Consider the following 25,352-nt stretch of genomic DNA (forward strand, 5'->3'; position numbering starts at 1 on the left):
CCTACAGCCTAGGTCTGGTCACACCCGTCACCAAATACTATTCTGGTCACAACCGTGACCAGAAGGAGTGGACGTGTATCTGCCGCACCAGTTCATCGAGCACCAGCTTCAGCACCGGTTCGACCAGACCATCCGGCGGAACTACTTCCGCGGCATGGACTTCGCCGGCCCCGCGGGAGATCCGGGCTGGTTCGGGCCCGGCAGCGCCGTCTGGCACGTGCACTCCCACACCGAGGCACTGGTCTTCGGCCTGCAGTGCGCCGCGTTCATCGAGCGGCTCGACCCGTCCATCTATTGGATGGGTATGCACCACTCCCGCCTGGTCCAACGCGACGAGAACGGGGTCGCCAGCCCGGTGATCGACCCCAAGGGCGCGGTCGTCCGGCTGGGCCATTCCATCGCGTTCTTCATCGGCACTGCGTACGGCAATACAGAGACCGCCGAAAACTTGGCCCGGACGGTCCGCGCCATGCACCACACCATCAAGGGCGTCCGCCCGGACGGTGCACCCTACGACGCCGACGACCCGGACTGGCTGCGCTGGAACTACGCGACGGTCGTGTGGGGCCTGGCCACCGCGCACGAGCTCTATCACCCGAACCCGTTGCGCGGCAAGAAACTTGACCGGTACTACGGCGAGTTCATCCGCGTCGGGCACGCCCTGGGCGGCACCGACCTGCCCACCACCAAGGCCGAGACCCTGGACTGCCTGAAGTCCTATCTCCCCAAGCTGGCCCTGACCCACGGCGCCGCCATGGCCACCGGCCCGAACCTGCCGATGCCACAGAGCGCCATCGATTGGGCGGTGCGCGACACCATGCCGAAGTGGGCCAAGCAGCTGCTCGGGCACACCGACCCCAACCCGATCGAGCGCACCGCGCGTCGCGCCGTCGTGTGGTCGATCATCAACGGCCTGCACGCCGCCGCGGGCCCGTTCCCGGAATTCCAGCAGGCGAAGGCCCGGGTCAAAGGTGGCCTCGATCCGGAGCTGGCTCCACACACCGTGCCGGCGTACGTACCGGGCAGCGACCCGGTCCGCAGCCGCGCCGACATCGAGAGCGTCTTCGTCTGACGCCCGGCCGCCAAGGGGTGATGCAGGGCACACATGTTTGGCGGTACTCGCGGTTTTGAGACACTTCCTCAATGAGTTCTCCGCGGAAGACACCGCACCGCGAAGGCGCCAGGCTGGACCGGGTGCCGCTGCCCGTCGAAGCCGCCCGCATCGGGGCCACCGGCTGGCAGCTCGCCCGGACCGGCATACGCGTCGTCGGCAGCGCCTTCTCCAAGGGCAGCCTGCAACAGAAGGTGATCAAGCAGGTCCCGAAGACCTTCTCCGATCTCGGGCCGACGTACGTGAAGCTCGGCCAGATCATCGCGTCCAGCCCCGGCGCCTTCGGCGAGCCCCTGAGCCGCGAGTTCCGCAGCCTGCTGGACCGGGTCCCGCCCGCGAACAAGGACGAGGTCCACAAACTGCTGCGCGAGGAGCTCGGCGGCGAGCCGTCCGACCTTTTCGAGAGCTTCGACGACGAGCCCTTCGCCTCCGCATCCATCGCGCAGGTGCACTACGCGACGCTGCACTCGGGCGAAGAGGTCGTCGTCAAGATCCAGCGCCCCGGTATCCGCCGGCGAGTGGCTGCCGACCTGCAGATTCTCAAGCGCGGGGCACAGATCGCCGAGCTGGCCAAGCTGGGCCAGCGGCTGTCCGCGCAGGACGTGGTCGCCGACTTCGCCGACAACCTCGCCGAGGAGCTCGACTTCCGGCTGGAGGCGCAGTCCATGGACGCCTGGGTGGCGCACATGCATGCCTCGCCGCTGGGCCAGAACATCCGGGTGGCCGAGGTGTACTGGGACCTGACCAGCGAGCGCGTGCTGACCATGGAGCGCGTCGAGGGCATCCGCATCGACGATGCCGCCGCCATTCGCAAGGCCGGATTCGACGGCGAGGAACTGGTCAAGGCCCTGCTGTTCAGCGTGTTCGAGGGTGGCCTCAAGCACGGCCTGTTCCACGGCGACCTGCACGCCGGCAACCTGCACGTCGATAAGGACGGCAAGATCGTCTTCTTCGACTTCGGGATCATGGGCCGCATCGACCCGCGGACCCGGTGGCTGTTGCGCGAACTGGTGTACGCCCTGCTGGTCTCGAAGGACCACGCCGCGGCCGGCCGGATCGTCGTGATGATGGGCGCCGTCGGCACGGTCAAGCCGGAAGGCCAGGCAGCCGAGGACCTCGCGGCCTTCGCGACGCCGCTCACCATGAAGTCGCTGGGCGACCTCTCCTACGCCGAGATCGGCAAGCAGCTGTCCGCGCTCGCGGACGCGTACGACGTCAAGCTGCCCCGTGAGCTGGTCCTGATCGGCAAGCAGTTCCTCTACGTCGAGCGGTACATGAAGCTGCTGGCGCCGCGGTGGCAGATGATGAGCGACCCCCAGCTGAAGGGCTACTTCGCCAACTTCATGGTGGATATCAGCCGCGACCACAAGAACACCGAGGAGTAGGCCGGAGGCCGCATCCGACCATGAACCACGAGGAGTAGTCAGTAGTGCACCCCGAACGCGACACCACCCCCGAAGTCCGGACCGGCTTCGCCCGCTCGGGCGACCTGGACATCGCCTACGAGGACATGGGCAACCCAGACCATCCGGCGGTCCTGCTCATCATGGGCCTCGGCGCACAGCTGCTGCTGTGGCGAAAAGGCTTCTGCGACAAGCTCGTCGAGAAGGGCTACCGGGTCATCCGGTTCGACAACCGGGATGTGGGCCTGTCCTCCAAGATCGAGGGCAAGCACTCCGGCTCCTCGCTGCTGCCGCGGATGCTCCGGTCGTATGCCGGTCTGCGCAGCGATGCCGTCTACACCTTGGAGGACATGGCCGACGACGCGGCGGCACTGCTGGATCATCTGGAGGTCGATCAGGCGCACATCGTCGGCGGCTCGATGGGCGGCATGATCGCGCAGGTCTTCGCGGCGCGTTACCAGCACCGGACCAAGACGCTCGGCGTCATCTTCTCGAGCAACAACCAGCCGCTGCTGCCGCCTCCCGGCCCCAAGCAGCTCAAGGCCATCACCACGCGGCCGCCGGACACCTCCCGTGCGGGCGTCATCGCCAACGCGGTCAACGTCGGCCGGATCATCGGTAGCCCCGGTTACCCGACACCGCTCGACCAGGCCGAGGCCGATGCTGCCGAAAGCTACGACCGCTCCTACTATCCCGTCGGCGTCGCCCGGCACTTCGGGGCCATCCTGGGCAGCGGCAGCCTGCGGCACTACGACGCGCTGATCACCGCACCGACGGTTGTCATCCATGGTCGGGCCGATAAACTGATGCGACCGAGCGGTGGTCGAGCAGTGGCCAAAGCAATCAGGCGCGCTCGGTTGGTGTTGTTCGACGGCATGGGTCATGACCTGCCCGAGCCTCTCTGGGACAGCATCGCAGGCGAACTGGCCACGACATTTGCCGAAATTCGATAGACGTATCAGTCCGGTCACGGACCCCGCCACGCGGGGGAATGAACGCGGCGACCTAGTGCGTCGGCGCTACGTTTGCTGCATGAGCTGAGCGTGACGACGCGTCACACCAACGCCAAGGCACCGGTTGGCGGCCAGGTATTGTGCGGTCACAGTTGCGAGATTTAGTGACCGACATCACCAAAGAGTGAGGAAGGTCAAGTTAGGTGTTACAGATGATTCAGGATTCGACTGGGGCCAAGGACATGCGGCCGCATTTCGAGGACATCCAGGCCCATTACGACCTGTCTGACGATTTCTTCGGGTTGTTCCAAGACGACACCCGTAAGTACAGCTGCGCCTACTTCACCGGACCGTTCGTCACGATGGAAGAGGCGCAGCTCGCCAACGTTGATCAGCACCTCGAACAACTGGACCTCAAGCCCGGTATGACGCTGCTGGAGATCGGCTGCGGTTGGGGCCTGACCATGCAGCGCGCCATGGAGAAATACGACGTCAACGTCATCGGCCTGACGCTGAGCAAGAACCAGCAGGCGTTCTGCACGGAACTGCTGAGCAGTACCGAGTCGGACCGCACGCACCGGGTCCTGCTGAAGGGCTGGGAAGAGTTCCACGAGCCGGTGGACCGCATCGTGTCCATCGAGGCGTTCGAGCACTTCGGCTTCGAGCGCTACGACGACTTCTTCAAGAACTGCTACGAGATCATGCCCGCCGACGGCCGGATGACCATTCAGAGCAGCGTGAGCTACCACCCGTTCGACATGTCTGCCCGCGGTAAAAAGGTGACGTTCGAGATGGCCCGGTTCATCAAGTTCATGGCGACCGACATCTTCCCCGGCGGCCGGCTGCCCAGCACCCAGATGATGATTGATCACGGCGAGAAGGCCGGCTTCAACGTCCCGGATCCGGTGTCGCTGCGCAACCACTACATCAAGACGCTCGGCGTCTGGGCTGCCAACTTGGAGCACCACAAGGAAGAGGCCATCGCGATTTCCGGCCAGGTGAACTACGACCGGTACATGAAGTATCTGACCGGTTGCCAGTACTACTTCCTCGACGAGGTCCTCGACGTCAGCCTGGTCACCTACGCCAAGAAGAAGGTCGCCGCCTAGCCGTTCTCCACAGCAGCAGCGCCCCCGGCCTCGAGGTCGGGGGCGCTGCTGCTTTGTGGCGGGGCTATCCGGTGTGTGATGCGTTTTTGGTGCCTGTCGTTCCGGTGTTCGACGTAGACCCGCCGGACTGGTTCGTATTGCCCGTCGAAGCCGCGGTCACCGGAGCAGCCGCTGTTGCGGTCGATGTCGATGACGTCTTCGCCACCACCGGCGTCGCCGCGGTAGCCACCACCGCCGCGGTCACCGGAGCAGCCGCTGTTGCGGTCGATGTAGATGACGTCTTCGCCACCACCGGCGTCGCCGCGGTAGCCACCACCGCCGCGGCCACCGGAGCAGCCGCCGTTGTGGTCGACGTCGATGACGTCTTCGCCACCACCGGCGTCGCCGCGGTAGCCACCACCGCCGCGGCCACCGGAGCAGCCGCCGTTGTGGTCGACGTCGATGACGTCTTCGCCGTCACCGGCGTCGTCGCGGTGGTCACCACCGCCGCAGTCGTCGCGGTCGTCGCGGTGGTCGCCTTGGGGGTGACCGCCGCGGTCTGGAGCGGCGCGGCCGTGGTCGCCGCCAACGGTGTGGAGCTCGGCAGGGTGTGGCTCAGCTGAGCGGAGATCGCGGCGAACCACGCATTGATTGCCTGGCCCAATTGTTGGAACTCGCCCTGGATCGCCAGGCTGATCGATTGCAGGAGACTCGCCAGCGACTGGGCAACTGCGCCTATGCCGGAGGTGACAGTGCCGACCGTAGAGCCGACGGTGCCCAGCACACCACTGGAGTACTGCTTGATGGCCTGCTGGATCACGGCGACCGCGAGCTTCGGGGTCCAGTCGGCGTTGTAGATGCCGTAGCCGTCGGCACCCGGAACGCCGTCCTGCGCGGTGTAGATGAACGCCGGGCCGGCATAGCTGAGCGTCTGCCAGGTGGCGAGCAGGTTCTTGATCAGGTCGGCCTGGGTCTGCTGGCTCACGTCGTTGGTGGATGCGCCGAACTCACTGATCCAGATCTTCTTCAGCCCGTCGCCGTATTGCGTCATCAGCTGATAGATCGCATTCAGTTGGGACAGCGGCGTATTCGCGATGCCGGCGCCTTGGGAGAACGGCAGCGACTCCTGATACGGATGGAACGACAAAGCGTCGAAGTACTTCGCCGCACCGGCGGCCAACATCTGGCTCACGAAGGTCGTCGGGTCCATGGTGATGTTGCCGAAGGTGACCACGCTGCCCAGCGCTCCGGCCACCACAGTCGCCGACGGGTTGACCGCCTTGATCGCCGGGTAAGCGGCCTTCAGCAGTGCCGCGTAGGCGACCGGGTCGATCGGGTCGGACGACAGCACGTAGTTGGGCTCGTTCCAGACCTCGTACGCGGAGATGGCCGTGCCGTACCGCTTGGCAACCGAGGTCACGAACGAGGCGTAGTCGGTGGGGTTCGGCGTACCGGCACCGGCGATGGCGTTGGACGAGCCCTCCCACAGCGGGGTACTGGCAACCTCGGCCATGACGCCCATATTCCGTGCCTTAGCCGCCTGGATCACCATGTCCAAACTGCTCCAGTTGTAGGTGCCGTTGGCGGGTTCGACGTAGATCCACGGTACGAAGACGCGGACGTCCTGGACCCCGATTGATTGCAGGGTGTCGAGCGTCTGATTGATCTGCGCCTGTGTTTCGCCGTATAGGCCGGAGTCGGCAATTCCGATGGTCGATGGGGCCGACACGATCTCGGCGACGTTCTGGACCTGAGCCGCTACCAGCCTCGGCGGGGTCGGCACGACTGATGGCGGGCTGTACGCGCAGACCATCGCGATCGGCAGTGCCGCGATGATCCCACGGAATGCGCAGGCACGAAGCGACCCGCGTAACGACGAGTACATGTGTTTCTCCTTGCTCGAAAACTAGCCTGGCGAACTATTAGGAGGCCTCCTGCGAATGGCGGAGACGCTACTCGTTAGTGCCAGAAAATATCTACGGATTAGTAAAATAAAAAGCCCAGAGCACAGCTAACAACCAGGTCATGGGCCATATCTGGATCACAGCATCTTCATAGGTTATTGTCAGTAGACTCCCACTTACCGCCCAGACAGGTTTTCGATAGCACACTTAACAACTCTATTCAGCAAATGATATTTTCGTTGCCAAATTTGCTCGGTGAAAACCTGGAAATTTCCGGGACGTTTCCGGGACGTTTCCGGGACCCGACTCGGCACTCGGCGGCGCGGCTCCGACCCATAAGCTTCTGCAGCACCGATCGATGGAGGGCGGATCCACCCCATGGGGCATTCAGTAGTGACGTACGCGGGCGCCGTCGCGCTGGGCGCAACCGTGGCAGGACTCGCGGTGCGGTCGATCCCCATCGCCAACCGGCTTTTGCTGGCACTGGCCGCCGGCGTGCCGTACCTGTCCCTCGGTGCTCCGGTCGCCGCGGTGATGTTCGGCGTCGCAAGGAACTGGCCCCTGGCCGCGGTCGCGGTCGCGGTCACCGTCGCCGCCGTGGCCGTCCAGCTACCCTTGCTCCGACGTGCAACGGCGCCTTCCGGAACGCCGTTGCGATTCCTGTCGGCGAATCTCCGCTACGGGCGGGCCGAGGCCGAACCGATCGTCCGCTACGCCGAGGACAGCGCGGACATCGTCGCACTGCAGGAACTGACGCCGGCAGCGTTGTCACGACTCGAGGCTGCCGGGCTGGACCGAATGTTCCCGTATCGCGCGCTTCGCGAGATGGACGAACCCGGCGGCGTGGGCCTCTGGAGTCGCTATCCGATCAGTGATATACACATCGACGACGGGTTCTGGCTGGGCATGTTGGCCGTCGATGTCCAGGTCCCCGGCGCGCCGGTGGCAACGCGTGTGTTGACCGTGCACCTGTCGGCGCCGTGGCCCGATCCTCTGCAAGGCTGGCGTGATGACCTGGCCCGGCTGGCCGGCACGTTGCTCAAAACAGCCCGGGCAAGTGCAGGCCCGGTGCTCCTCGCCGGTGACCTGAACGCCACCCCGGACATGCGCGAGTTCCGGCGGCTACTGCGGCAGGGCTATCAGGATGCCGGCGCGCAGGCCGGCGCCGGGGTGGTGCGCACCCATCCGGCCGATATCTTCGCGCCCCCCGTGTTCGCCGTCGACCACATCCTCACCCGCGGCTACGTGGCGACGTCACTGCGGACGCTGCGGGTGGCCGGTTCCGATCACCGGGCGCTGCTGGCCCAGTTGGTCGCCGGCTGATCAGTTCAGCGGCACATCGAGGATCGGGCGCGGCTCGGCCGCTCCCGGCCCGTTGAAGTGCCACCACTCCCCCGGATACACGCTCAGCCCACCGGCGACCATGGCATCCCGCAGCCGGGCGCGGTTGGCCTGCTGCGCAGGGGTGACGCCTGCGGTCGCGTATGCCGTCGCGCGCGGCGTGAAGTCGTCGAAATCAGTCCCCATGTCGACGCCGGTGATGGTGACATCCACCGACAGGCCGGACTCGTGACTGCGCGCGAACTGGCTGGGTTTGGCGACCCAGTTCGGATCCGGTACCGCCTGAAACATCCGGACCTGCACCGCATGCGGTCGGTAGCAGTCCCAGAACGTCAGCACCTCGCCATGCGCGCGCAGAATCCGGGCGGCGGTGGCCAGCCCGGGCGCCATGGATTCGTGGATCAGGCACCGCGCGTCGGCCGGATACAGCGGAACGCCGACGAAGTTGTTCGGGGTGGCGTACCGCAGGTCGATCACCGCATCGGGGACGACGGTTCGGACGTCGATCAGTCCGGCCGCCGCGGCCTGCGGCGATACCGGCGGCGGGGCGGCCGAGGCCGTGCCGAGGTCCGGCCCGAAATTGCCGACCGACAGCAGGGTTCCCAGAGTGACGGCGAGTGTTCGCACGAACATGTGTCGAGGTTGCCAGATCCTGGCGCCGGACCACTACCGGATCGGGTCGGCACGCCAGGGTGCACGGGCGCGGAACCAGCTCTGCCACTGGCTCGCGGAGACGTCGGGACGAAGGCGTCCGCAACCACCCGGTTCGCAGAGCGCGCATTCCGAACCCGCACGGTGGTGCTGGTGAGCGGCCCGATCGTGGCCGCACTGACAGGCATTGCTCATGCCTTCGATGGTTGGCGACGCACCTGTGACGGCTGCTAAACGAGACTGAACCGCACCTGAGAACTCCAGATGCGCCATCCGAAACGTCGGCCGGAAACGACGGAACCCCGCACGACCTGGGTCGTGCGGGGTTCCGTTACGAAAGCGGATTCGGACTACGCCTCTTCGGTGAAGTTCCGGGTGACCGACGGGTCGACCGGGATACCCGGGCCGGTGGTCGTCGAGACGACGACCTTCTTCAGGTAACGGCCCTTCGACGACGACGGCTTGGCACGCAGCACCTCGTCCAGCGCGGCACCGTAGTTCTCGGCCAGCTTGACCTCGTCGAACGACGCCTTGCCGATGATCAGGTGCAGGTTGGCCTGCTTGTCGACACGGAAGTTGATCTTGCCGCCCTTGATGTCGGACACGGCCTTGGCCACGTCCGGGGTGACGGTGCCGGTCTTCGGGTTCGGCATCAGGCCACGAGGGCCGAGGACGCGGGCGATCTTACCAACCTTGGCCATCTGGTCCGGCGTCGCGATCGCGGCGTCGAAGTCGGTCCACCCACCCTGGATACGCTCGATCAGGTCATCGCTACCGACGGCATCGGCGCCGGCGGCCACAGCGGCCTCGGCCTTCTCACCGACCGCGAACACCACTACGCGGGCGGTCTTACCGGTGCCGTGCGGCAGGTTGACGGTGCCACGCACCATCTGGTCTGCCTTACGAGGATCGACACCCAGCCGGATCGCAACCTCGACGGTCGCGTCCTGCTTCTTCGAGGACGTCTCCTTGGCCAGCTTGACGGCCTGGAGCGGGGTGTACAGGTTGTCGCGGTCCACCTTCTCGGCAGCTTCGCGGTATGCCTTGCTGTTCTTGCTCATTTGAATCTCCTGATTAGAGGTGTGGTCTGGATTGAACGCTCTTCGCGCGAGCGCTCATCGCCGAGCCGAAGCGGGCTCTTCCACAGGTGGATTCACGCAGCTGCGCGAATCCGGGGATTATTCGACCGTGATACCCATCGACCGGGCAGTGCCGGCGATGATCTTGGCAGCGGCGTCGATGTCGTTCGCGTTGAGATCTTCCTTCTTGGTCTCGGCGATTTCGCGGACCTGGTCCCAGCTGATCTTGGCGACCTTGGTCTTGTGCGGCTCGGCCGAACCCTTCGGGATACCCGCAGCCTTGAGCAGCAGCCGGGCAGCCGGCGGGGTCTTCAGGACGAACGTGAACGTGCGGTCCTCGTAGACGCTGATCTCGACGGGGATGACGTTTCCGCGCTGGCTTTCTGTCGCGGCGTTGTACGCCTTGCAGAACTCCATGATGTTGACGCCGTGCTGGCCGAGCGCCGGACCCACGGGCGGAGCGGGGTTGGCCGCGCCGGCCTGGATCTGCAGCTTGATCAGCCCGACGACCTTTTTCTTCTTCGGGGCCATTGGTGTGGTGTTCCTTTCTAGGTAGTCGCGGTGCGACTACATCCTGCTAATCGCGAGTTGGCAGTCCGCGACTAAATCTTGCTGACCTGGGTGAAGGTCAATTCGACCGGTGTCTCGCGTCCGAAGATGGACACCAGCACCTTGAGTTTCTGCTGTTCGGCGTTGACCTCGCTGATCGATGCGGGCAGCGTGGCGAACGGGCCGTCCATGACGGTGACGGACTCGCCGACCTCGAAGTCGACCAGGATCTCCGGACGCGCCAGGGTGGCCTCGCTCTCGGACGCAGCGGCGGCTGCGGTCGCCTTGGCGGGCTTCTTCGCGGCGCCCTGCGGCAGCAGGAACTTGACGACATCGTCGAGCGACAGCGCCGACGGCTTCGAGGTAGCCCCGACGAACCCGGTCACACCCGGGGTGTTGCGCACCGCGCCCCACGACTCGTCGTTGAGATCCATGCGCACCAGGATGTAGCCCGGCAGCACCTTGCGGTTGACCTGCTTGCGCTGGCCGTTCTTGATCTCGGTGACCTCTTCGGTCGGCACCTCGACCTGGAAGATGTAGTCGCCGACGTCCAGGTTCTGCACGCGGGTCTCGAGGTTGGCCTTCACCTTGTTCTCGTAGCCGGCGTACGAGTGGATGACGTACCACTCGCCCGCCTGCCGACGCAGCTGCTTCTTCAGCGCGACCGCGGGATCCTCGTCTTCGGGCTCCTCGGCGGCGGTTTCCACCGTCTCGTCGGCAACCACGTCGGTTGCCTCGGGTGCATCTGCAGCGTCAGCCGTTTCCACGGTGTCGTCAGCGTCCACGGTGTCGTCAGCGTCCACGGTGTCGTCAGCGTCCACGGTGTCGTCAGCGTCCACGGTGTCGGCTGCTTCCACAGTGTCGCCCGAGGTCTCCACCGACTCGACTGCCTCGGCGGTCACGTCGGACTCGTCCGAAGGTGTCTCGCCATCGAAAGTCACGGTAGTCAGTCCTCTCTTACGTTCTTGAGCTCGTCACCGGCGGGCGCTCGGCGTCAGCCGAACACCCACATGACGAGCTTGGCGAGACCGAAATCGACCCCACCGATCAGCGCCACCATGAAGACCAGGAACACCAGCACGACGGTCGTGTAGCCGACCATCTGCTTACGGTTCGGCCAGATGACCTTCCGCAGCTCGGCGACGACCTGCTTGAGGTAGTTCCAGACGAACACGAAGGGGTTCCGAGTGGGGCCCGTCTTCTTGGACTTTGCAGCCTTCTTCGGCTTGGCCTTCTTGTCAGCGTCGGCCGCACTGTCTTCGGCGTCGGAGTCCACGTCGCCGGATTCGATATCCGACTCGGCTTCGTCGACCTCGACGGCCCGCCGCGCCCGCTTTCCGGTCGGACGCGCGGGGCGCGTCACAACTGCGGTCTGGCCCGGCGACTCGCTTTCGCCCGCGTCGGTGCCCGCATCAGTACCGGCGCCTGCGGAGCCGGCACTATCGCGCTCGTCGCTCACCGCATGCCTTTCGTCTGTTCCAGGTGGTCACAGTTCCAGTGTCCACATCGGTATTCAGTTGAGCAGGGGCGACAGGACTTGAACCTGCAACCTGCGGTTTTGGAGACCGCTGCTCTGCCAATTGAGCTACGCCCCTTCAGCACCGACCAGGGTCGGCACTTCAGGTTGGGTCCTCACACAATTCGCGCGCTCCCCGATCGGTCGATCTGTAACCGACGGACAGCGCGCTGAAATGGGTGGATCCCCGAGGACCGAGTGTACATCGGCCCATGTCTGAGTTACTAATCCGCTCCGGCGGCCGAGCGCAGCACCTGCCCGGTCTCGCGGTCATAGCGCACCGACACCGAATTGTCGCCCTCGTGGCCCATCAACGTGGTGAAGGCCTCCATGATGACCCCGCCGTCGTCATCGGTGAGCGTGTTGCGGGTCTGCACGATGTCGGCGCCGAACCGGTGCTCGACGGAGATGATCTCGACGGTCGCATGCAGCCGGTCACCGACCTTGATCGGGCGGTGGTACACGAACTTCTGATCTACCTGGATGATCTGCATGGTCTCCATGCCGACATCGACGACGCGGAAGAAGTCCTGCTGGACCAGCAGCGCGACGATCGACACGAACGTCGGACCGGCGACGAGGGTGTCGTGGCCGAGTTCGGCCGCAGCCGCTTCGTCCATCGACGCCGGATGATCCGACTTGACCGCCTTGGCGTACTGCCGGACCTGCTCGCGCCCCACCGTGAACACCTGGGGGTACTTGTGGACGATGCCCAGGATGTCGGGATTCACCGGCATGGGCTAGGCCAACTTCGCGGTCGCGACAGCGCGGCCGAAGATCTTCTTGCCGCCGGTGGTGGCGGAAAGCGCAATGGTGACCGACTTGGATTCCTCGTCGACCGACTTGACGCGGCCGGTGAAGATCAGCTCGGCGCCGATGCCGTCGTTGGGGACCGGCACCACCGAAGTGAAACGGACGTTGTACTCGGTGACGGCAGCGGGGTCACCGACCCAGTTGGTGATGAAGCCACCGCCGAGGCCCATGGTCAGCATGCCGTGGGCGATCGCGGTGTCCAGACCGACTTGCTTGGCGATCTCGTCGTCCCAGTGGATGGGGTTCAGGTCGCCGGAAACACCGGCGTAGTTGACCAGGTCCTGCCGGGTCAGCTTGATGGTCTTCTCGGGCAACTCGTCACCGACCTTGACCGAGCTGAATTCACGAAGCGCCATCTGAGAATCCCTTCTGTCCGTCCTCACCCGAACGACCCGCCAGGGTCGTATAGGCCTCTTGAACGACATCACCACGATCGTTCGTGATGATGTTCTTGGTCACGATGATGTCGGTGCCGTGCGCCTGCCGGAACGAGTCGACGTAGACGTCGTAGTAGAGCTTGTCGCCGGCCTTGATCGGCGCGAAGAACTTCAGCTCCTGGTCGACGTGAATGATCTGGGCGTCCGAGATGACGACGCCGGCGTCCTCGAACATCGCCAGCTGCGCCTGGTACCCGAAGATGCTGATGAACGTCAGCGGCGCCAGCAGCGCGTCGTGACCGAGTTCAGCCGCGGCCGACTCCCGGTGAAAGCATGCGTCGTCGTTCTGGACGGCTATCGCGTGCTCTCGGATCTTCTCGCGACCGACCTCGTAGCACTCCGGATGCCGGTAGTGATACCCGACAATTTCCGCCGACAGACCCACGACGAGTGGCTAACGCGACTCTTTGTGCGGCTGGTGGGTGCCGCAGTTCGGGCAGAACTTCTTGATCTCAAGACGATCCGGGTCGTTACGACGGTTCTTCTTGGTGATGTAATTACGGTGCTTGCACACCTCGCAGGCCAAGGTGATCTTCGGCCGTACGTCGGTACTCGACGCCACGTCTCTGCCTCTTTCGCTTCGTAAATCTCTGTTGTGCTGGTAGCGGTGGGGAGGCTCGATCTCCCGACCTCACGATTATGAGTCGTGCGCTCTAACCAGCTGAGCTACACCGCCCCGACAGACACAGGCGGCGCAGCGGCGGATGTTTACTTCCGTCGCTCCGCTCGCCAAATGTCCACCGAGCCCCCTAACGGAATCGAACCGTTGACCTTTTCCTTACCATGGAAACGCTCTGCCGACTGAGCTAAGGGGGCCTGACCCTCGGGTTTCGTACTGTCGGTTACGACCGTCTACCCCGTGGGCCTTAAAGAGGTTACAGTCTCGCCGAATCACCTGCCAAAACGGCAGCGTAACCGCCCTATTTTGACTCGTCCGTGGCTTCCCGTGGCCCGATTGCCCCGATCTCGCCACTCGTTGGTCCCAGACAATCAAGGATTGCGCGCTACGACACGTGTCGATCGCGGTCAGCCCGGGATCGGCTCACGGCTGCTCGATGGGCACCACGCGCCGGGAGATTGACGCCATGTGCTTCGTCGCCCGGAGCACCCTCCTAGTCTGTCGGCATGCCTGATGACCGCCTCTACTTCCGTCAGTTGCTCGCCGGCCGCGACTTCGCGGCGACCGATCCGATCGCCCAACAGATGCGCAACTTCGCCTACCTGATCGGCGACCGGGACACCGGCGACTGCGTGGTGGTCGATCCGGCCTACGCCGCGGGTGATCTGGTCGACGTCCTGGAGTCCGACGGCATGCACCTGTCCGGCGTGCTCGTCACCCACCACCACCCCGACCACGTCGGCGGCTCGATGATGGGTTACACGCTGGCGGGCCTGGCCGAACTACTGGAGCGGGTCAGCGTGCCGGTGCACGTCAACGCCCACGAAGCCGACTGGGTGTCCCGCGTCACCGGCATCGCGCCGTCGGAGCTGACCTCCCACGAGCACGGCGACGTGGTGCAGGTCGGGGCGGTGCCGATCGAACTGTTACACACCCCCGGCCACACCCCCGGCAGCCAGTGCTTCCTGCTCGACGGCCGATTGGTGGCCGGCGACACCCTGTTCCTGGACGGCTGCGGCCGCACCGATTTTCCGGGCGGGAACGTCGACGACATGTTCCGCAGCCTGCAGGCACTGGCCGCGTTGCCCGGCGATCCGACGGTCTTCCCGGGGCACTGGTACTCAGCCGAGCCCAGCGCGCCGCTCGACGACGTTCGTCGCACCAACTACGTCTACCGGGCCAGCAACCTGGACCAGTGGCGCATGCTCATGGGCGGCTAGCGACGCAGTCGCCTGAACCTCAGCGCACAGCTACTACCCATCTTCCGTTGTACAAGTTCGCCAGCGAATATTATTGTCGGATTCCAAACCGATCGTTGACGTGAACGGACTGGATGGCGCGGTGGACTGGATATCTCAACGCTGGGACGATCTGACAGGTCTGGGATCGGGCGGCTGGCTGGCCATCGCGGCGTGGGCCGCCCTGGTGTTCGGCGTCGTCGTACTGATCGTCGTGAACCGCCAGCTGTCCAAGAATCGCCAGCTCAAGCAGGATCAGGTCCGCCCGCAGGTGACCATGTTCATGGAGCCGCACGCGTCGGACTGGCACCTCATCGAACTGGTGGTCCGCAACTTCGGGCAGACCGCGGCGCACAACATCTCGTTCGAGTTCACGCATCACCCGACCGTCGCCATCTACGAGGATTCCGACCACGACGGCGAGCTCGACGTCACCGAGCTCCGGCTGCCCAGCGAACTGTCGGTTCTGGCTCCGGGACAGGAGTGGCGAACCGTATGGGACTCGGCGATCAGTCGTGAGGAGCTGGGCGGGTCCATCCGGTCGCGGTTCGAGGGCACGGTCACCTACTACGACAGGCCGGCTCCCGCGCCCGGCAAGAAGTCCCGGTTCGGACCGAAGCCCCGCGAGTTCGAGGCCAAGGCGGTGCTCGACTGGGCCGCGCTGCAGCCGGTGCAACGGCTCGAGCTGATGACGACCCACGACCTCGCCAAGCGGGAGAAGCAGAAGCTCGAGCTGCTCCGCAGCGTGCTGACGTACTTCCATTACGCGTCCAAGGAGACGCAGCCCGAGGTCTTCCGGGCCGAGATCGATCGCATGAACCGGGCGGTGCGGGAAACCCAGGACCGCTGGCGCAGCAGGGAGTCCGACGAGACCACCGAGCTGGAGATCCAGTGGATCGACGACGGCCCGAAGGGCCGCCACCGCAACGGCGTCCACTGAGCGGACGGCGCCGAAGGCCCGTCTAGCATCGGCTCACACCTGTTTCCGGCCCGGGAACCTACCGAGGGAGAACCGATGAGCACCGTCACCTACGCCGTGACCGATGCAGTCGCCACCATCACGCTGGACGACGGCAAGGTCAACGTCCTGAGCCCGACGATGCAGGAGAACATCCACGCCGCGCTGGACCAGGCCGAGCAGGCCGCGGCGACCGGAGCGGTCAAGTCGATCGTCCTGGCCGGCAACAACCGGGTCCTCAGTGCGGGTTTCGACCTTGCGATCTTCGGCTCGGGGGACGCGGCGGCCGGATTCGCCATGCTGCGCGACGGTATCGAACTGATGGTCCGGCTCCTGCGTTTCCCCGTTCCCGTGGTGGTCGCGGCCACCGGGCCGGCCGTCGCCGGCGGATCGTTCCTGCTGTGCTCGGGTGATCACCGGGTCGGTTCGGAGAAGACCCGCTGTCAGGCCAACGAGGTGGCCATCGGTATGACGGTGCCGCAGTCCTGCATCGAAATCCTCCGCATGCGATTGACCAATTCGGCCTTCCAGCGCGCGGTCGGTCTGGCCGCGACGTTCACCGGCGAGGACGCGCGCGCCGGCGGCTGGTTGGACGAGATCGTGGCGCCGGAGAACGTGCTGAGCCGCGCTCAGGAGGTGGCCGCCGGATTCGCCGCGACCTTGCACACCCAGCATCACCTGGCCAGCAAGCTCAAGGCCCGAGCTGACGCGCTGGCCGCGATCCAGGGCGGCCTCGACGGCCTGGCCGCCGAGTTCGGCGGGTAACGCCCCGCTTCGACAACGCTGTCGGTACCTCGACCTAGGGTGGTCCGATGGCGCTACATCTGCACCGAGCCGAGGACACCGGCGCGCTGGCCACCGGGCTCGGTGCGCTCCTCGCCGAACCGTTGGCGGATCCGTTCGCCTCCGAGCTGGTACTGGTGTCCGCCCGCGGCATGGAGCGCTGGCTCAGCCAGCAGCTGTCTCATGTGCTCGGCCACGGCGCAGCCGCCGACGGCGTCTGTGCGGGCATCGAATTCCGCTCCCCCGCATCACTTCTCGCCGAGATCACCGGGACCGTCGACAGCAACCCATGGGACCCAGACGCCATGGTGTGGCCACTGCTCGAAGTGCTCGACGACCTCGGTACGGACCACCGCTGGGCAGACACCCTCGCCGCGCACCTGGGCTACACCGAACTGGGCAGCCCCGAGGAGACCCAGCTGCGGCAGGGCCGTCGTTACGCGGTGGCCCGGCGGCTGGCGGGTCTGTTCGACACCTATGCCAAGGCCCGGCCGGCGATGCTCGCGGACTGGCTGGACGGCGGCAGTGCCGATGGCGCGGGCGGCCATCTGGACGACGACCTGCGCTGGCAACCGCACCTGTGGCGCGCGACGGCCGACCGAATCGCCGCCGACCCACCTCCCATGCGACAGGCGAAAACGGTTGCTCGCCTTCGTCATTCACCGTCCGAACTGCCGGCCCGCTTGTCCTTGTTCGGCCACACCCGGTTGCCTGCGGCCGACCTCGAACTACTCGGAGCACTGGCCACCCACCACGAGCTGCACCTGTGGCTGCCGCACCCCAGCGACCCGTTGTGGCAGGAGCTGTCCGACCTGCACGGGCAGGAGGCCCGACGCGACGACACCAGCCGGCTGCGGGTCGGGCATCCGCTGCTGCAGACGCTGGGCCGCGATCTGCGGGAGCTGCAACGCGGCCTGCCCGCCGCGCAGACCGATCGGTTCCATGCCCGCGCCGGATTTCCGGACACGCTGTTGGGCTGGCTGCAGTCCGACATCTCGGCCGACGACGTGCGGCCCGCGCAGCGGCACCTCACGAAGGACGACCGCTCCATCCAGATCCATCGCTGTCACGGTGCGGCACGGCAGATCGACGTCTTGCGCGACGTCCTGCTCGGTCTGCTCGACGACGACGAGACCCTGCAGCCGCGCGACATCCTGGTGATGTGCCCGGACATCGACACCTACGCACCGCTGATCACCGCCGCGTTCGGGGCGGGTGAGCATGCCGACCTCAGCCATCCGGCCCAGGGTCTGCGAGTCCGGTTGGCCGACCGCGCGCTCACCCAGACCAATCCACTGCTGGGCGTGCTCGCCGAACTACTCGACATCGCCGACGGCCGGGCCACCGCCAGTTCGGTGCTGAGCCTGGCGCATGGCGACCCGGTCCGCCGCCGTTTCGGGTTTGGCGACGACGACCTGGTGACGATCACCGAATGGGTTGGCGCAGCGGGTATTCGGTGGGGTTTCGACGCGCCGCACCGCAGTACCTACGACCTGCAGCGGTACCCGCAGAACACCTGGCAGTTCGGTGTCGACCGGCTGCTCGTCGGCGCTGCCATGTCCGACGATTCGCAGGGCTGGCTGGGCACCGCCTTGCCGCTCGACGACGTCGATTCGAACCGGGTCGAACTGGCGGGCCGGCTGGCGGAGTACGTGCAGCGGTTGCGCGGCGTCGTCGACCGCCTGGCCGGCGCGCAGCCGCTGGACGGCTGGGTCGAGGTGCTGCGGGACGGCATCGCGCAGCTCACCCGGGTCGGCCTCGACGAGCAATGGCAGCAGGCGCAGCTGGACCGTGAACTGACAAGAGTGTTGACGCATGCGGGGTCTCGGTCCGGCACGACGTTGCGGCTGCCCGATGTCCGCTCGCTGCTGCGCCGGCAACTGGCGGGCCGCCCGACCCGCGCCAACTTCCGCACCGGCACGCTGACGGTGTGCACCATGGTCCCGATGCGCTCGGTGCCACACCGCGTGGTGTGCCTGGTCGGGCTCGACGACGGCGTCTTCCCGCGCACCAACATCGCCGACGGGGACGACGTCCTGGCCCGTCACCCGCTGACCGGGGAACGCGACATCCGTTCCGAGGACCGGCAATTGCTGCTCGACGCCATCTGCTCGGCCACCGACACCCTGGTCATCACGTACACCGGTACCGACGAGCACTCCGGTGAGCACCGTCCACCCGCGGTCCCCGTGCAGGAGTTGCTCGATGCGGTGGAGAACACCTCAGCCCGGACCGTCGACCAGACTGAATCCGTCCGCGACCACATCGTGGCCGATCACCCGTTGCAGCCCTTCGATATTCGCACCGTCAGTGCCGCGCCTGATGGGCTGGTGCCGGACCGGCCGTTCACCTACGACCCGGCCGCGCTGCGCGGGGCCAGGGCGGTCCTCGGGGAACGCCGGCCGAAGCCGCGGCTGATCGACGGTCCGCTGGACCAGTCACCGTGCGGCGACGTCGAGCTGGCCGAGCTGCTGCGGTTCTTCGCGAACCCCGTCCGGGGCTTTTTCCGGGCGCTGGACTACACACTGCCGTGGGACGCCGACGAAGTGTCCGACGAAATGCCGGTCGCCATCGACGGCCTCGGCAAGTGGGCGGTCGGGGAACGGATGCTCGACGACCTGAAGATCGGCCGGGAACCCGACTTCGTCATCGGCGCGGAATGGCGGCGCGGCACGCTGCCGCCGGGACACCTCGGCTGGCGTCAGGCCAGGGAAATCCGTGGCGAGGCAATCGAACTGGCGACTGCCGCGCGGACGCTGCAGCGGGGCGAGCCGAGCGCGTTGGACATCGATGTGGACCTGGGCGAGGGCCGCAGACTCACCGGCACCGTCGCCCCGCTGTGGCAGGACCGCACCGTGACGGTCACGTATTCGAAGCTGGGAGCCAAGCACCGACTGCAGGCCTGGGTCACCCTCGTTGCGCTGGCCGCGGGCGCGCCGGAGCGGGAGTGGGAGGCGTACTGCATCGGCCGCGGTCCACGGAACACCATGGCGGCCATGGCGTATCAGCCACCGGAGCAACCACTGCCGGTGCTGCGCGACCTGGTGGCGATCTACGACGCCGGCCGGTGCGAACCGCTGCCGCTGCCGCTCAAGACATCGCTGGAATGGGCGCGCGCGCGGCAATTCGACGATCCGGTACCGGAGCGGGGCGCCGAGTCGGAATGGCGCTGGGAGAAGGACGGCGCCGAGTACGTCGAGGTATGGGGACCGGGCGCGCCGATGCACGTTCTGCTCGATCCGCCGCGGTCCGACGAGGTCGCCGTACCCGGGGAGAACACGCGCCTCGGGGCCTACGCGTCCCGGCTGTGGCGGCCGCTGCTCGATGCGGAACGGCGGATCTGATGGACGCTTTCGATCTGCTCGGCTCGCTGCCCGAACGAGCGACGACGACGGTGCTGGAAGCCAGCGCCGGGACCGGCAAGACCTATGCCCTGGCCGGTCTGGTGACGCGGTACATCGCCGAGGGGGCCGCCACTCTGGATCAGATGCTGCTGATCACGTTCAGTCGGGCGGCCACCCGGGAACTGCGGGAACGGGTGCGCGCTCAACTGGTCAAGACCGTGGCCGCGCTGGATGATCCGCCCGCGGACGCCGACGACCTGATCCGCCATCTGGCCAATGCGGTACCCGACGAACTGGACCGGCGCCGCGGCCGCCTGCGGGACGCACTGTCGGATTTCGACGCCGCGACCATCGCCACCACCCACGAGTTCTGCGGGCTGGTGCTGCGCTCCCTCGGCATCGCCGGTGACACCGATTCGGGTGCCCAGCTGGTGGAGAGCCTCGACGATCTGGTGGGCGAGATCGTCTCCGACCTGTACCTGACCACCTACGCAGACCAGCGCGACGAACCCGGGCTGAGCTTCACCGAGGCGCTGGAGCTGGCCAAACGGGTCGCCGGCGATCCCAGTGCACAGCTTCGTCCCGCGGCCGCTGATCCCGACAGTGTTGCGGCAGAACGCTTGTCGTTCGCCGCCGGGGTGCTCGAAGAACTCGAACGTCGCAAGCGCCGGCTGGGCGTGCTGAGCTTCGACGACCTGCTGAGCCGGCTCGCCACCGCGCTGGAGGAATCCGACGCACCGGCGCGCGACCGGATGCGCCGGCGCTGGCCGATCGTCATGGTCGACGAGTTCCAGGACACCGACCCGGTGCAATGGCAGGTGATCTCCCGGGCCTTCGTCGGGCACAGCGCCGTCGTCTTGATCGGTGACCCGAAGCAGGCCATCTACGCGTTCCGCGGCGGCGACATCGTCACCTACCTGGATGCCGCGCGCAGCGCCGACCAGCGACTGACGCTGGCCGAGAACTGGCGCAGCGACAAGGTTTTGGTGGACCGGCTGCAGACCCTGCTCAAGGGCGCGGCGCTCGGCGACGAAGACATCGTGGTGCACCCCATCGAGGCCCGTACCGACCGGCACCGACTCACGGGTGCGCCGCACAGCGATCCCTTCCGGCTGCGGGTGGTGGCGCGCACGGAGTTCGGGACGCCGCAGCGCAAGATGGTCCCGATCGGCCAGTTGCGTCCGTACATCGCCAAGGATCTGGCCGCCGACATCTCGGTGCTGCTCGCCAGTGGCGCGCAGTTCGACGGCGAGCCGCTGACCGCCGGCGACATCGCGGTGATCGTCGACAGCGGCCTCGATGCCATACCGTGCCGGGATGCGTTGCTGGACTTGGGTATTCCGGTGGTGTATTCGGGTGACACCGATGTGTTCGCCTCGGCCGCGGCGGCGGAGTGGCTGCGGCTGCTCGATGCCTTCGACGCCCCCAATCGCAGTGGCGTGGTGCGGGCCGCCGCGACCACCATGTTCTTCGGCTACCGCGCCGCCGAACTGGCGGCGGGCGGCGACGAGTTGACCGACCAGGTCACCACCACGGTCCGGCAGTGGGCCGGGCTGGCCAGGGATCGGGGTATCGCGGCGGTGTTCGAGTCGGCGGTCTCCCTGGGCCTGCCCGAACGAGTGCTCGGGCACCGCGGCGGTGAGCGGCACATGACCGACCTGGCGCACGTGAGCCAACTGCTGCACGAAACCGCCCACCGCGAGCGGTATCACCTTCCTGCCCTGCGTGATTGGCTGCGCCGCCAGATCAAGGACCGCGGTGGCCCGGCCGAGCGCAACCGCCGGTTGGACAGCGACGCCGCGGCCGTGCAGATCATGACGGTGTGGCGCAGCAAGGGGCTGCAATTCCCGGTGGTGTACCTGCCGTTCGGGTTCAACCGGTTCGTCAAGGCCGACACGGTGCTGTGCTTCCATGACGCCGACGGCACGCGTTGTCTGCATGTCGGCGGCGCCGGGGCTCCCGACCGGACCGCGGCCGAGCAGGCCGGCCTGGCCGAGACCGCCGGGGACAACGTCCGGCTCACGTACGTCGCGCTGACCCGGGCCCAGTCGCAGGTGGTGGCGTGGTGGGCGCCGTCCCGCGACGAGCGCAGCGGTGGCCTGTCCCGGCTGCTGCGGGGGCGCCGTCCCGGCGCCACCCTGGTACCGGACTCCATTGTCCCGCAGACGCTTTCCGACGACGACGCGATGGCCTGTTTCACCGCGTGGGAGCACGCCGGCGGCCCGGTGGTCGAGGCGGCCGAGCCCGTCACGCCGATGGCACCACCGCTCCGGGAGGCGCCCCCGGACCTGGACGTGCGGCACTTCCACCGGAGCATCGACACCCATTGGCGCCGGACGTCGTACTCGGCGCTGGTGCGCGTCGTGCACGACGACGGGCAGGCCGTGAGCAGCGAGCCGGACTCCGCGCTCCGGGACGATGAATCCGCCGACGTCGTCACCGAGGCACCGCCTCGGCCACTGGCCGGTGATCTGCCGTCGCCCATGGCGCACTTGCCGGCCGGTGCCGCGTTCGGCTCCCTGGTGCACGCCGTGCTCGAACGTGCCGATCCCCTGTCCGCCGATCTCACGGCCGAGCTGGCCGCCCGCATCGACGAGCAGACCGGTTTGTGGAACGTCGAGGTGCCGACGGTTGAATTGGCCACGGCCTTGGTGCCGATGCACGACACGCCACTGGGCCCATTGGCGCCGGGCCTGACGCTGCGGCAGATCGGGTTGCACGATCGGCTGCGGGAACTTGATTTCGAGATGCCGCTGGGCGGCGGCCAGGGCCGGCCCGACGCCGCGCGGGACATCCGGCTGGCAGAGGTGGGTGCGCTGGTCAGCGAGCTGCTGCCGGCGTCGGATCCGTTGTCCGCCTACGGGGCCCGGTTGCAGGCGCAGCCGCTGGGCCACCAGCGATTGCACGGGTATCTGTCGGGGTCCATCGACGCGGTGCTGCGGGTTCCCGGCGACGGGGGCCACCACCGATACCTGGTGGTCGATTACAAGACGAACCGGCTGGGCGATTTCGGCGCGCCGAACACCGCGACGGACTACACCGCGCCCCGGCTCGCCGAGGCCATGATGCACTCCGACTATCCGTTGCAGGCGTTACTGTATTCTGTTGTGCTGCATCGGTTTCTACGGTGGCGACTACCCGACTACGCGCCCGGCCGGCATCTGGGCGGCATCGCCTACCTGTTCGTGCGGGGCATGTGCGGAGCACAGAATCCCGTCGTCGATGGTCACCCGTGCGGGGTGTTCAGCTGGCAGCCCCCGGTGGAGCTGGTCAGCCGGCTGTCCGACCTGCTGGACCGGGGGATGCCGTCATGACCGCACCGCCGGAGACAACACCGGACCGGCTGCCCGACCCGATGGACTGGCGGCAGGTGCCGGCGGCCACCGGCCTACTGGCGACGTTCAACGCCGCCGGTGTGCTGAATGCCGCCGACGTACATGTGGCCCAAAGGTGTTGCGCGCTGGCAGAAGAGCCGAGCGAGGTCGTTGCGCTCGCGGTCGCGTTGGCGGTCCGCGCGCTGCGGGAAGGCTCGGTTTGTGTCGACCTCAGCACCGTCGCCGAGGACATCGGCGACGGCGGTGGCCTACCGTGGCCGGCGCCCGACGAACTGGTCGCCGCGGTCGCGGGCAGTTCGTTGACGGGCACGGCCATCCGGCTGGACCACGAGCGGCTGGTGTACCTCGATCGCTACTGGCGCGAAGAACAGCAGGTGTGCGCCGACCTGCTGGCACTGTCTGCGCACGCATCACCCGCCGTTACCGGCACAGAACTCGAACGGCTTTTCCCACCAACGCGTTTCGCCGAGCAGCGGGCCGCGGCGCAACTCGCGCTGACCCAGCCGGTGACCGTGCTGACCGGCGGCCCCGGCACCGGAAAGACCACGACCGTGGCCCGGCTGCTCGCGCTCCTGGCGCAGGCCGCGCACCCGGCCCGGCTGCGCATCGCACTCGCGGCACCGACCGGGAAGGCCGCAGCCCGGCTACAGGAGGCGGTCACGGCAGAAGTCGCCACGCTCGAGCCCGCCGATCAGGCGCGGCTCAGCGGACTGCGGGCCGTCACACTGCACCGGCTGCTCGGCCGCCGCCCCGACAGCGCCTCGCGGTTCAAGCACCACCGCGGCAACCGGTTGCCGCACGACGTCATCGTCGTCGACGAGACCTCCATGGTGTCGCTGACACTGATGGCCCGGCTGCTCGAAGCCGTGCGGCCCGACGCCCGGCTGCTGCTGGTCGGCGATCCCGACCAGCTGACCTCGGTGCAGGCCGGCGCCGTGCTGGCCGACCTGGTCGACGGGCTCGCCGATCATCCGTCCATCAAGATCGCCGCGCTGCGCACCACGCACCGGTTCGGGGCGGCCATCGGCGGCCTGGCCGAGGCGATCCGGTCCGGCGACACCGATCAGGTGCTGACACTGCTGCGCGCCGGGGACCCGGCGATCGAGTTCGTCGAGGATGCCGACCCGGCCGCGGTGCTGCGCCCGGTACTGGCGGGCCACGCGCTGAAGATCCGCGAGTGCGCGCTGCTGGGCGCCGGCGACGACGGCCTCGCCGCCATGGACGAGCACCGGCTGCTGTGTGCGCACCGCGACGGCCCGTACGGCGTTCGGCACTGGAACCACCAGGTGGAACGCTGGATCACCGACGAGACCGGGCAGGCCACGTGGTCGCCGTGGTACCCGGGCCGCCCGCTGTTGGTGACTGCCAACGACTACGCGCTCGGCATCTACAACGGCGACACCGGGCTGGTCACCGCCGGCCCCGACGGCGTGCAGGTACACATCGCCGGAGCGACTGCGACGCAACAGTTCTCGCCGAGCCGCATCGTCGACGTCGAGACCATGTACGCGCTGACCATCCACAAGAGCCAAGGGTCGCAAGCCGACGAGGTGACGGTGATCCTGCCGCCGGCCGACTCCCGGCTGCTGACCCGCGAACTGTTCTACACCGCCGTCACCCGCGCCAAGAAGAAGGTGCGCATCGTCGGGTCGGCCGACGAGGTGCGGGCCGCGGTGCAGCGGCAGGCCCTGCGCGCGTCGGGCCTGCGGGACCGGCTGCGGGCCAGTACCTAGGGCCGCGCCGTGTGACGGCTCAGGATCGACACCCGATTGAAGGCATTGATCGCGGTGGCCACCCAGATCACCGCGGAGATCTGGTCGTCATCGAGTACCGCTCGCGCCCTTGCATATTCGCGTTCGGCGATATCGTGGTCGGGCAGCGTCGTGGTGATCTCCGCCAGCCGTAGCGCGGCCCGTTCCTGTTCGGAGAACAGCTCGGTGTCGCGCCAGGCGCGCAGCGTCGCGAGTTGCTTGTCGGTGACGCCGGCCTTGACCGCGCGCCGGTGATGGATCTCCAGGCACGACGGGTAGCCGTTGATCAGGGAGACCCGAGTGTTGACCAGTTCCACCAAGGCGGGCGGCAGCCCGGCCTCGGCGGCGGTCTTGGTGACCGCGGTCGCCACCGCGACCAGTGCCCGGTAGGCGTGGGGCGACTGCTTGTCGATGTGCACGTGGGCGAGGCCCGGTTCGGTGGTGTCCATTGCCTACTTTCAGGTTGCGGTCAGGACGGC

22 protein-coding genes and 3 tRNA genes are annotated in these 25,352 nt (G+C 67.0%); 11 read left to right on the top strand and 14 right to left on the bottom strand.

The annotated features are described in order from the left end of the window. The first annotated feature begins 73 nt into the window (after positions 1–73). From G6N59_RS11240 to G6N59_RS11255, 4 genes are all read left to right on the top strand, one after another. The gene (locus tag G6N59_RS11240; protein ID WP_138232250.1) at positions 74–1,072 is read left to right on the top strand and encodes an oxygenase MpaB family protein; all 999 of its coding nucleotides are present in this window, start codon (positions 74–76) and stop codon (positions 1,070–1,072) included. Positions 1,073–1,143: 71 nt separating this feature from the next. Continuing rightward, a complete protein-coding gene (locus G6N59_RS11245) occupies positions 1,144–2,496 on the top strand; it encodes an ABC1 kinase family protein (RefSeq protein WP_138232251.1) in 1,353 nt (450 codons plus the stop codon). A gap of 125 nt (positions 2,497–2,621) precedes the next feature. Beyond that, positions 2,622–3,467, top strand: coding sequence for an alpha/beta fold hydrolase (locus G6N59_RS11250; protein WP_138232360.1), 846 nt, complete (start codon positions 2,622–2,624; stop codon positions 3,465–3,467). A 212-nt stretch (positions 3,468–3,679) separates the two neighbouring features. Continuing rightward, positions 3,680–4,576: a cyclopropane mycolic acid synthase family methyltransferase gene (locus G6N59_RS11255; RefSeq protein ID WP_138232252.1), complete on the top strand. Its 897-nt coding sequence runs from the start codon at positions 3,680–3,682 to the stop codon at positions 4,574–4,576. Between the two features lie 64 nt (positions 4,577–4,640). Here the strand turns inward: G6N59_RS11255 and G6N59_RS11260 are convergent, their stop codons facing one another. Then, a complete protein-coding gene (locus tag G6N59_RS11260) occupies positions 4,641–6,440 on the bottom strand; it encodes a cellulase family glycosylhydrolase (protein ID WP_163911232.1) in 1,800 nt (599 codons plus the stop codon). Positions 6,441–6,837: 397 nt separating this feature from the next. Between G6N59_RS11260 and G6N59_RS11265 the strand changes: the two genes are divergently transcribed. Next, complete coding sequence (locus G6N59_RS11265; RefSeq protein WP_234884387.1) at positions 6,838–7,782, top strand: endonuclease/exonuclease/phosphatase family protein; 945 nt, start codon at positions 6,838–6,840, stop codon at positions 7,780–7,782. On the opposite strand, the gene G6N59_RS11270 is transcribed toward G6N59_RS11265, so the two are convergent. From G6N59_RS11270 to G6N59_RS11325, 12 genes are all read right to left on the bottom strand, one after another. Further along, a complete protein-coding gene (locus G6N59_RS11270) occupies positions 7,783–8,433 on the bottom strand; it encodes a M15 family metallopeptidase (protein ID WP_138232254.1) in 651 nt (216 codons plus the stop codon). It lies immediately after the preceding gene. Positions 8,434–8,801: 368 nt separating this feature from the next. Then, positions 8,802–9,512 (bottom strand): 50S ribosomal protein L1, encoded by a 711-nt coding sequence (gene rplA, locus G6N59_RS11275; protein ID WP_138232255.1) that lies wholly within the window; start codon positions 9,510–9,512, stop codon positions 8,802–8,804. 117 nt (positions 9,513–9,629) lie between these two features. Continuing rightward, entirely contained in the window at positions 9,630–10,061 is a 432-nt protein-coding gene (gene rplK / locus G6N59_RS11280; protein WP_138232256.1) for a 50S ribosomal protein L11, read from the bottom strand. Positions 10,062–10,132: 71 nt separating this feature from the next. After that, complete coding sequence (gene nusG, locus G6N59_RS11285; RefSeq protein ID WP_138232257.1) at positions 10,133–11,020, bottom strand: transcription termination/antitermination protein NusG; 888 nt, start codon at positions 11,018–11,020, stop codon at positions 10,133–10,135. Positions 11,021–11,073: 53 nt separating this feature from the next. Next, positions 11,074–11,538: a preprotein translocase subunit SecE gene (gene secE / locus G6N59_RS11290; protein WP_138232258.1), complete on the bottom strand. Its 465-nt coding sequence runs from the start codon at positions 11,536–11,538 to the stop codon at positions 11,074–11,076. 63 nt (positions 11,539–11,601) lie between these two features. Beyond that, positions 11,602–11,674 (bottom strand) — tRNA-Trp (locus G6N59_RS11295). 145 nt (positions 11,675–11,819) lie between these two features. Then, the gene (gene hadC / locus G6N59_RS11300; protein ID WP_138232259.1) at positions 11,820–12,332 is read right to left on the bottom strand and encodes a (3R)-hydroxyacyl-ACP dehydratase subunit HadC; all 513 of its coding nucleotides are present in this window, start codon (positions 12,330–12,332) and stop codon (positions 11,820–11,822) included. Between the two features lie 3 nt (positions 12,333–12,335). Beyond that, positions 12,336–12,764: a (3R)-hydroxyacyl-ACP dehydratase subunit HadB gene (hadB, locus tag G6N59_RS11305; RefSeq protein WP_138232260.1), complete on the bottom strand. Its 429-nt coding sequence runs from the start codon at positions 12,762–12,764 to the stop codon at positions 12,336–12,338. Then, complete coding sequence (gene hadA / locus G6N59_RS11310) at positions 12,751–13,230, bottom strand: (3R)-hydroxyacyl-ACP dehydratase subunit HadA (RefSeq protein WP_138232261.1); 480 nt, start codon at positions 13,228–13,230, stop codon at positions 12,751–12,753. The genes hadB and hadA overlap by 14 nt, the downstream gene beginning before the upstream one ends. A gap of 9 nt (positions 13,231–13,239) precedes the next feature. Next, positions 13,240–13,407: a 50S ribosomal protein L33 gene (rpmG, locus tag G6N59_RS11315; RefSeq protein WP_003881823.1), complete on the bottom strand. Its 168-nt coding sequence runs from the start codon at positions 13,405–13,407 to the stop codon at positions 13,240–13,242. 37 nt (positions 13,408–13,444) lie between these two features. After that, positions 13,445–13,521, bottom strand: a tRNA-Met gene (locus G6N59_RS11320). 67 nt (positions 13,522–13,588) lie between these two features. After that, positions 13,589–13,661, bottom strand: a tRNA-Thr gene (locus tag G6N59_RS11325). Positions 13,662–13,970: 309 nt separating this feature from the next. Between G6N59_RS11325 and G6N59_RS11330 the strand changes: the two genes are divergently transcribed. From G6N59_RS11330 to recD, 6 genes are all read left to right on the top strand, one after another. Beyond that, entirely contained in the window at positions 13,971–14,684 is a 714-nt protein-coding gene (locus G6N59_RS11330) for an MBL fold metallo-hydrolase (protein WP_138232262.1), read from the top strand. Between the two features lie 121 nt (positions 14,685–14,805). After that, a complete protein-coding gene (locus G6N59_RS11335) occupies positions 14,806–15,642 on the top strand; it encodes a DUF8453 domain-containing protein (protein ID WP_138232362.1) in 837 nt (278 codons plus the stop codon). A gap of 75 nt (positions 15,643–15,717) precedes the next feature. Next, the gene (locus tag G6N59_RS11340; protein ID WP_138232263.1) at positions 15,718–16,425 is read left to right on the top strand and encodes a crotonase/enoyl-CoA hydratase family protein; all 708 of its coding nucleotides are present in this window, start codon (positions 15,718–15,720) and stop codon (positions 16,423–16,425) included. A gap of 47 nt (positions 16,426–16,472) precedes the next feature. Further along, a complete protein-coding gene (gene recC / locus G6N59_RS11345; protein WP_138232264.1) occupies positions 16,473–19,787 on the top strand; it encodes an exodeoxyribonuclease V subunit gamma in 3,315 nt (1,104 codons plus the stop codon). Then, positions 19,787–23,101 (top strand): UvrD-helicase domain-containing protein, encoded by a 3,315-nt coding sequence (locus G6N59_RS11350; RefSeq protein ID WP_138232265.1) that lies wholly within the window; start codon positions 19,787–19,789, stop codon positions 23,099–23,101. The genes recC and G6N59_RS11350 overlap by 1 nt, the downstream gene beginning before the upstream one ends. Beyond that, a complete protein-coding gene (gene recD / locus G6N59_RS11355) occupies positions 23,098–24,855 on the top strand; it encodes an exodeoxyribonuclease V subunit alpha (protein WP_138232266.1) in 1,758 nt (585 codons plus the stop codon). Before G6N59_RS11350 ends, recD begins: the two co-directional genes overlap by 4 nt. Here the strand turns inward: recD and G6N59_RS11360 are convergent. Beyond that, positions 24,852–25,322 carry a carboxymuconolactone decarboxylase family protein gene (locus G6N59_RS11360; RefSeq protein WP_138232267.1) on the bottom strand — a complete coding sequence of 157 codons (471 nt, stop codon included), beginning with the start codon at positions 25,320–25,322 and terminating at the stop codon, positions 24,852–24,854. The two genes, recD and G6N59_RS11360, sit on opposite strands and share 4 nt — an antisense overlap. Between the last annotated feature and the right edge of the window lie 30 nt (positions 25,323–25,352).

Source organism: Mycolicibacterium aubagnense, from assembly GCF_010730955.1.
Classification (GTDB): Bacteria; Actinomycetota; Actinomycetes; order Mycobacteriales; family Mycobacteriaceae; genus Mycobacterium; species Mycobacterium aubagnense.

Coding starts and splice junctions, on each gene's coding strand:
- rplA (WP_138232255.1), bottom strand. CDS start 9,512: ATGAGCAAGAACAGCAAGGCATACCGCGAAGCTGCCGAGAAGGTGGAC.
- G6N59_RS11255 (WP_138232252.1), top strand. CDS start 3,680: ATGATTCAGGATTCGACTGGGGCCAAGGACATGCGGCCGCATTTCGAG.
- recC (WP_138232264.1), top strand. CDS start 16,473: ATGGCGCTACATCTGCACCGAGCCGAGGACACCGGCGCGCTGGCCACC.
- G6N59_RS11360 (WP_138232267.1), bottom strand. CDS start 25,322: ATGGACACCACCGAACCGGGCCTCGCCCACGTGCACATCGACAAGCAG.
- G6N59_RS11270 (WP_138232254.1), bottom strand. CDS start 8,433: ATGTTCGTGCGAACACTCGCCGTCACTCTGGGAACCCTGCTGTCGGTC.
- G6N59_RS11250 (WP_138232360.1), top strand. CDS start 2,622: ATGGGCAACCCAGACCATCCGGCGGTCCTGCTCATCATGGGCCTCGGC.
- G6N59_RS11340 (WP_138232263.1), top strand. CDS start 15,718: ATGAGCACCGTCACCTACGCCGTGACCGATGCAGTCGCCACCATCACG.
- G6N59_RS11265 (WP_234884387.1), top strand. CDS start 6,838: ATGGGGCATTCAGTAGTGACGTACGCGGGCGCCGTCGCGCTGGGCGCA.
- recD (WP_138232266.1), top strand. CDS start 23,098: ATGACCGCACCGCCGGAGACAACACCGGACCGGCTGCCCGACCCGATG.
- hadB (WP_138232260.1), bottom strand. CDS start 12,764: ATGGCGCTTCGTGAATTCAGCTCGGTCAAGGTCGGTGACGAGTTGCCC.
- G6N59_RS11350 (WP_138232265.1), top strand. CDS start 19,787: ATGGACGCTTTCGATCTGCTCGGCTCGCTGCCCGAACGAGCGACGACG.
- G6N59_RS11245 (WP_138232251.1), top strand. CDS start 1,144: ATGAGTTCTCCGCGGAAGACACCGCACCGCGAAGGCGCCAGGCTGGAC.
- G6N59_RS11260 (WP_163911232.1), bottom strand. CDS start 6,440: ATGTACTCGTCGTTACGCGGGTCGCTTCGTGCCTGCGCATTCCGTGGG.
- hadC (WP_138232259.1), bottom strand. CDS start 12,332: ATGCCGGTGAATCCCGACATCCTGGGCATCGTCCACAAGTACCCCCAG.
- rplK (WP_138232256.1), bottom strand. CDS start 10,061: ATGGCCCCGAAGAAGAAAAAGGTCGTCGGGCTGATCAAGCTGCAGATC.
- G6N59_RS11330 (WP_138232262.1), top strand. CDS start 13,971: ATGCCTGATGACCGCCTCTACTTCCGTCAGTTGCTCGCCGGCCGCGAC.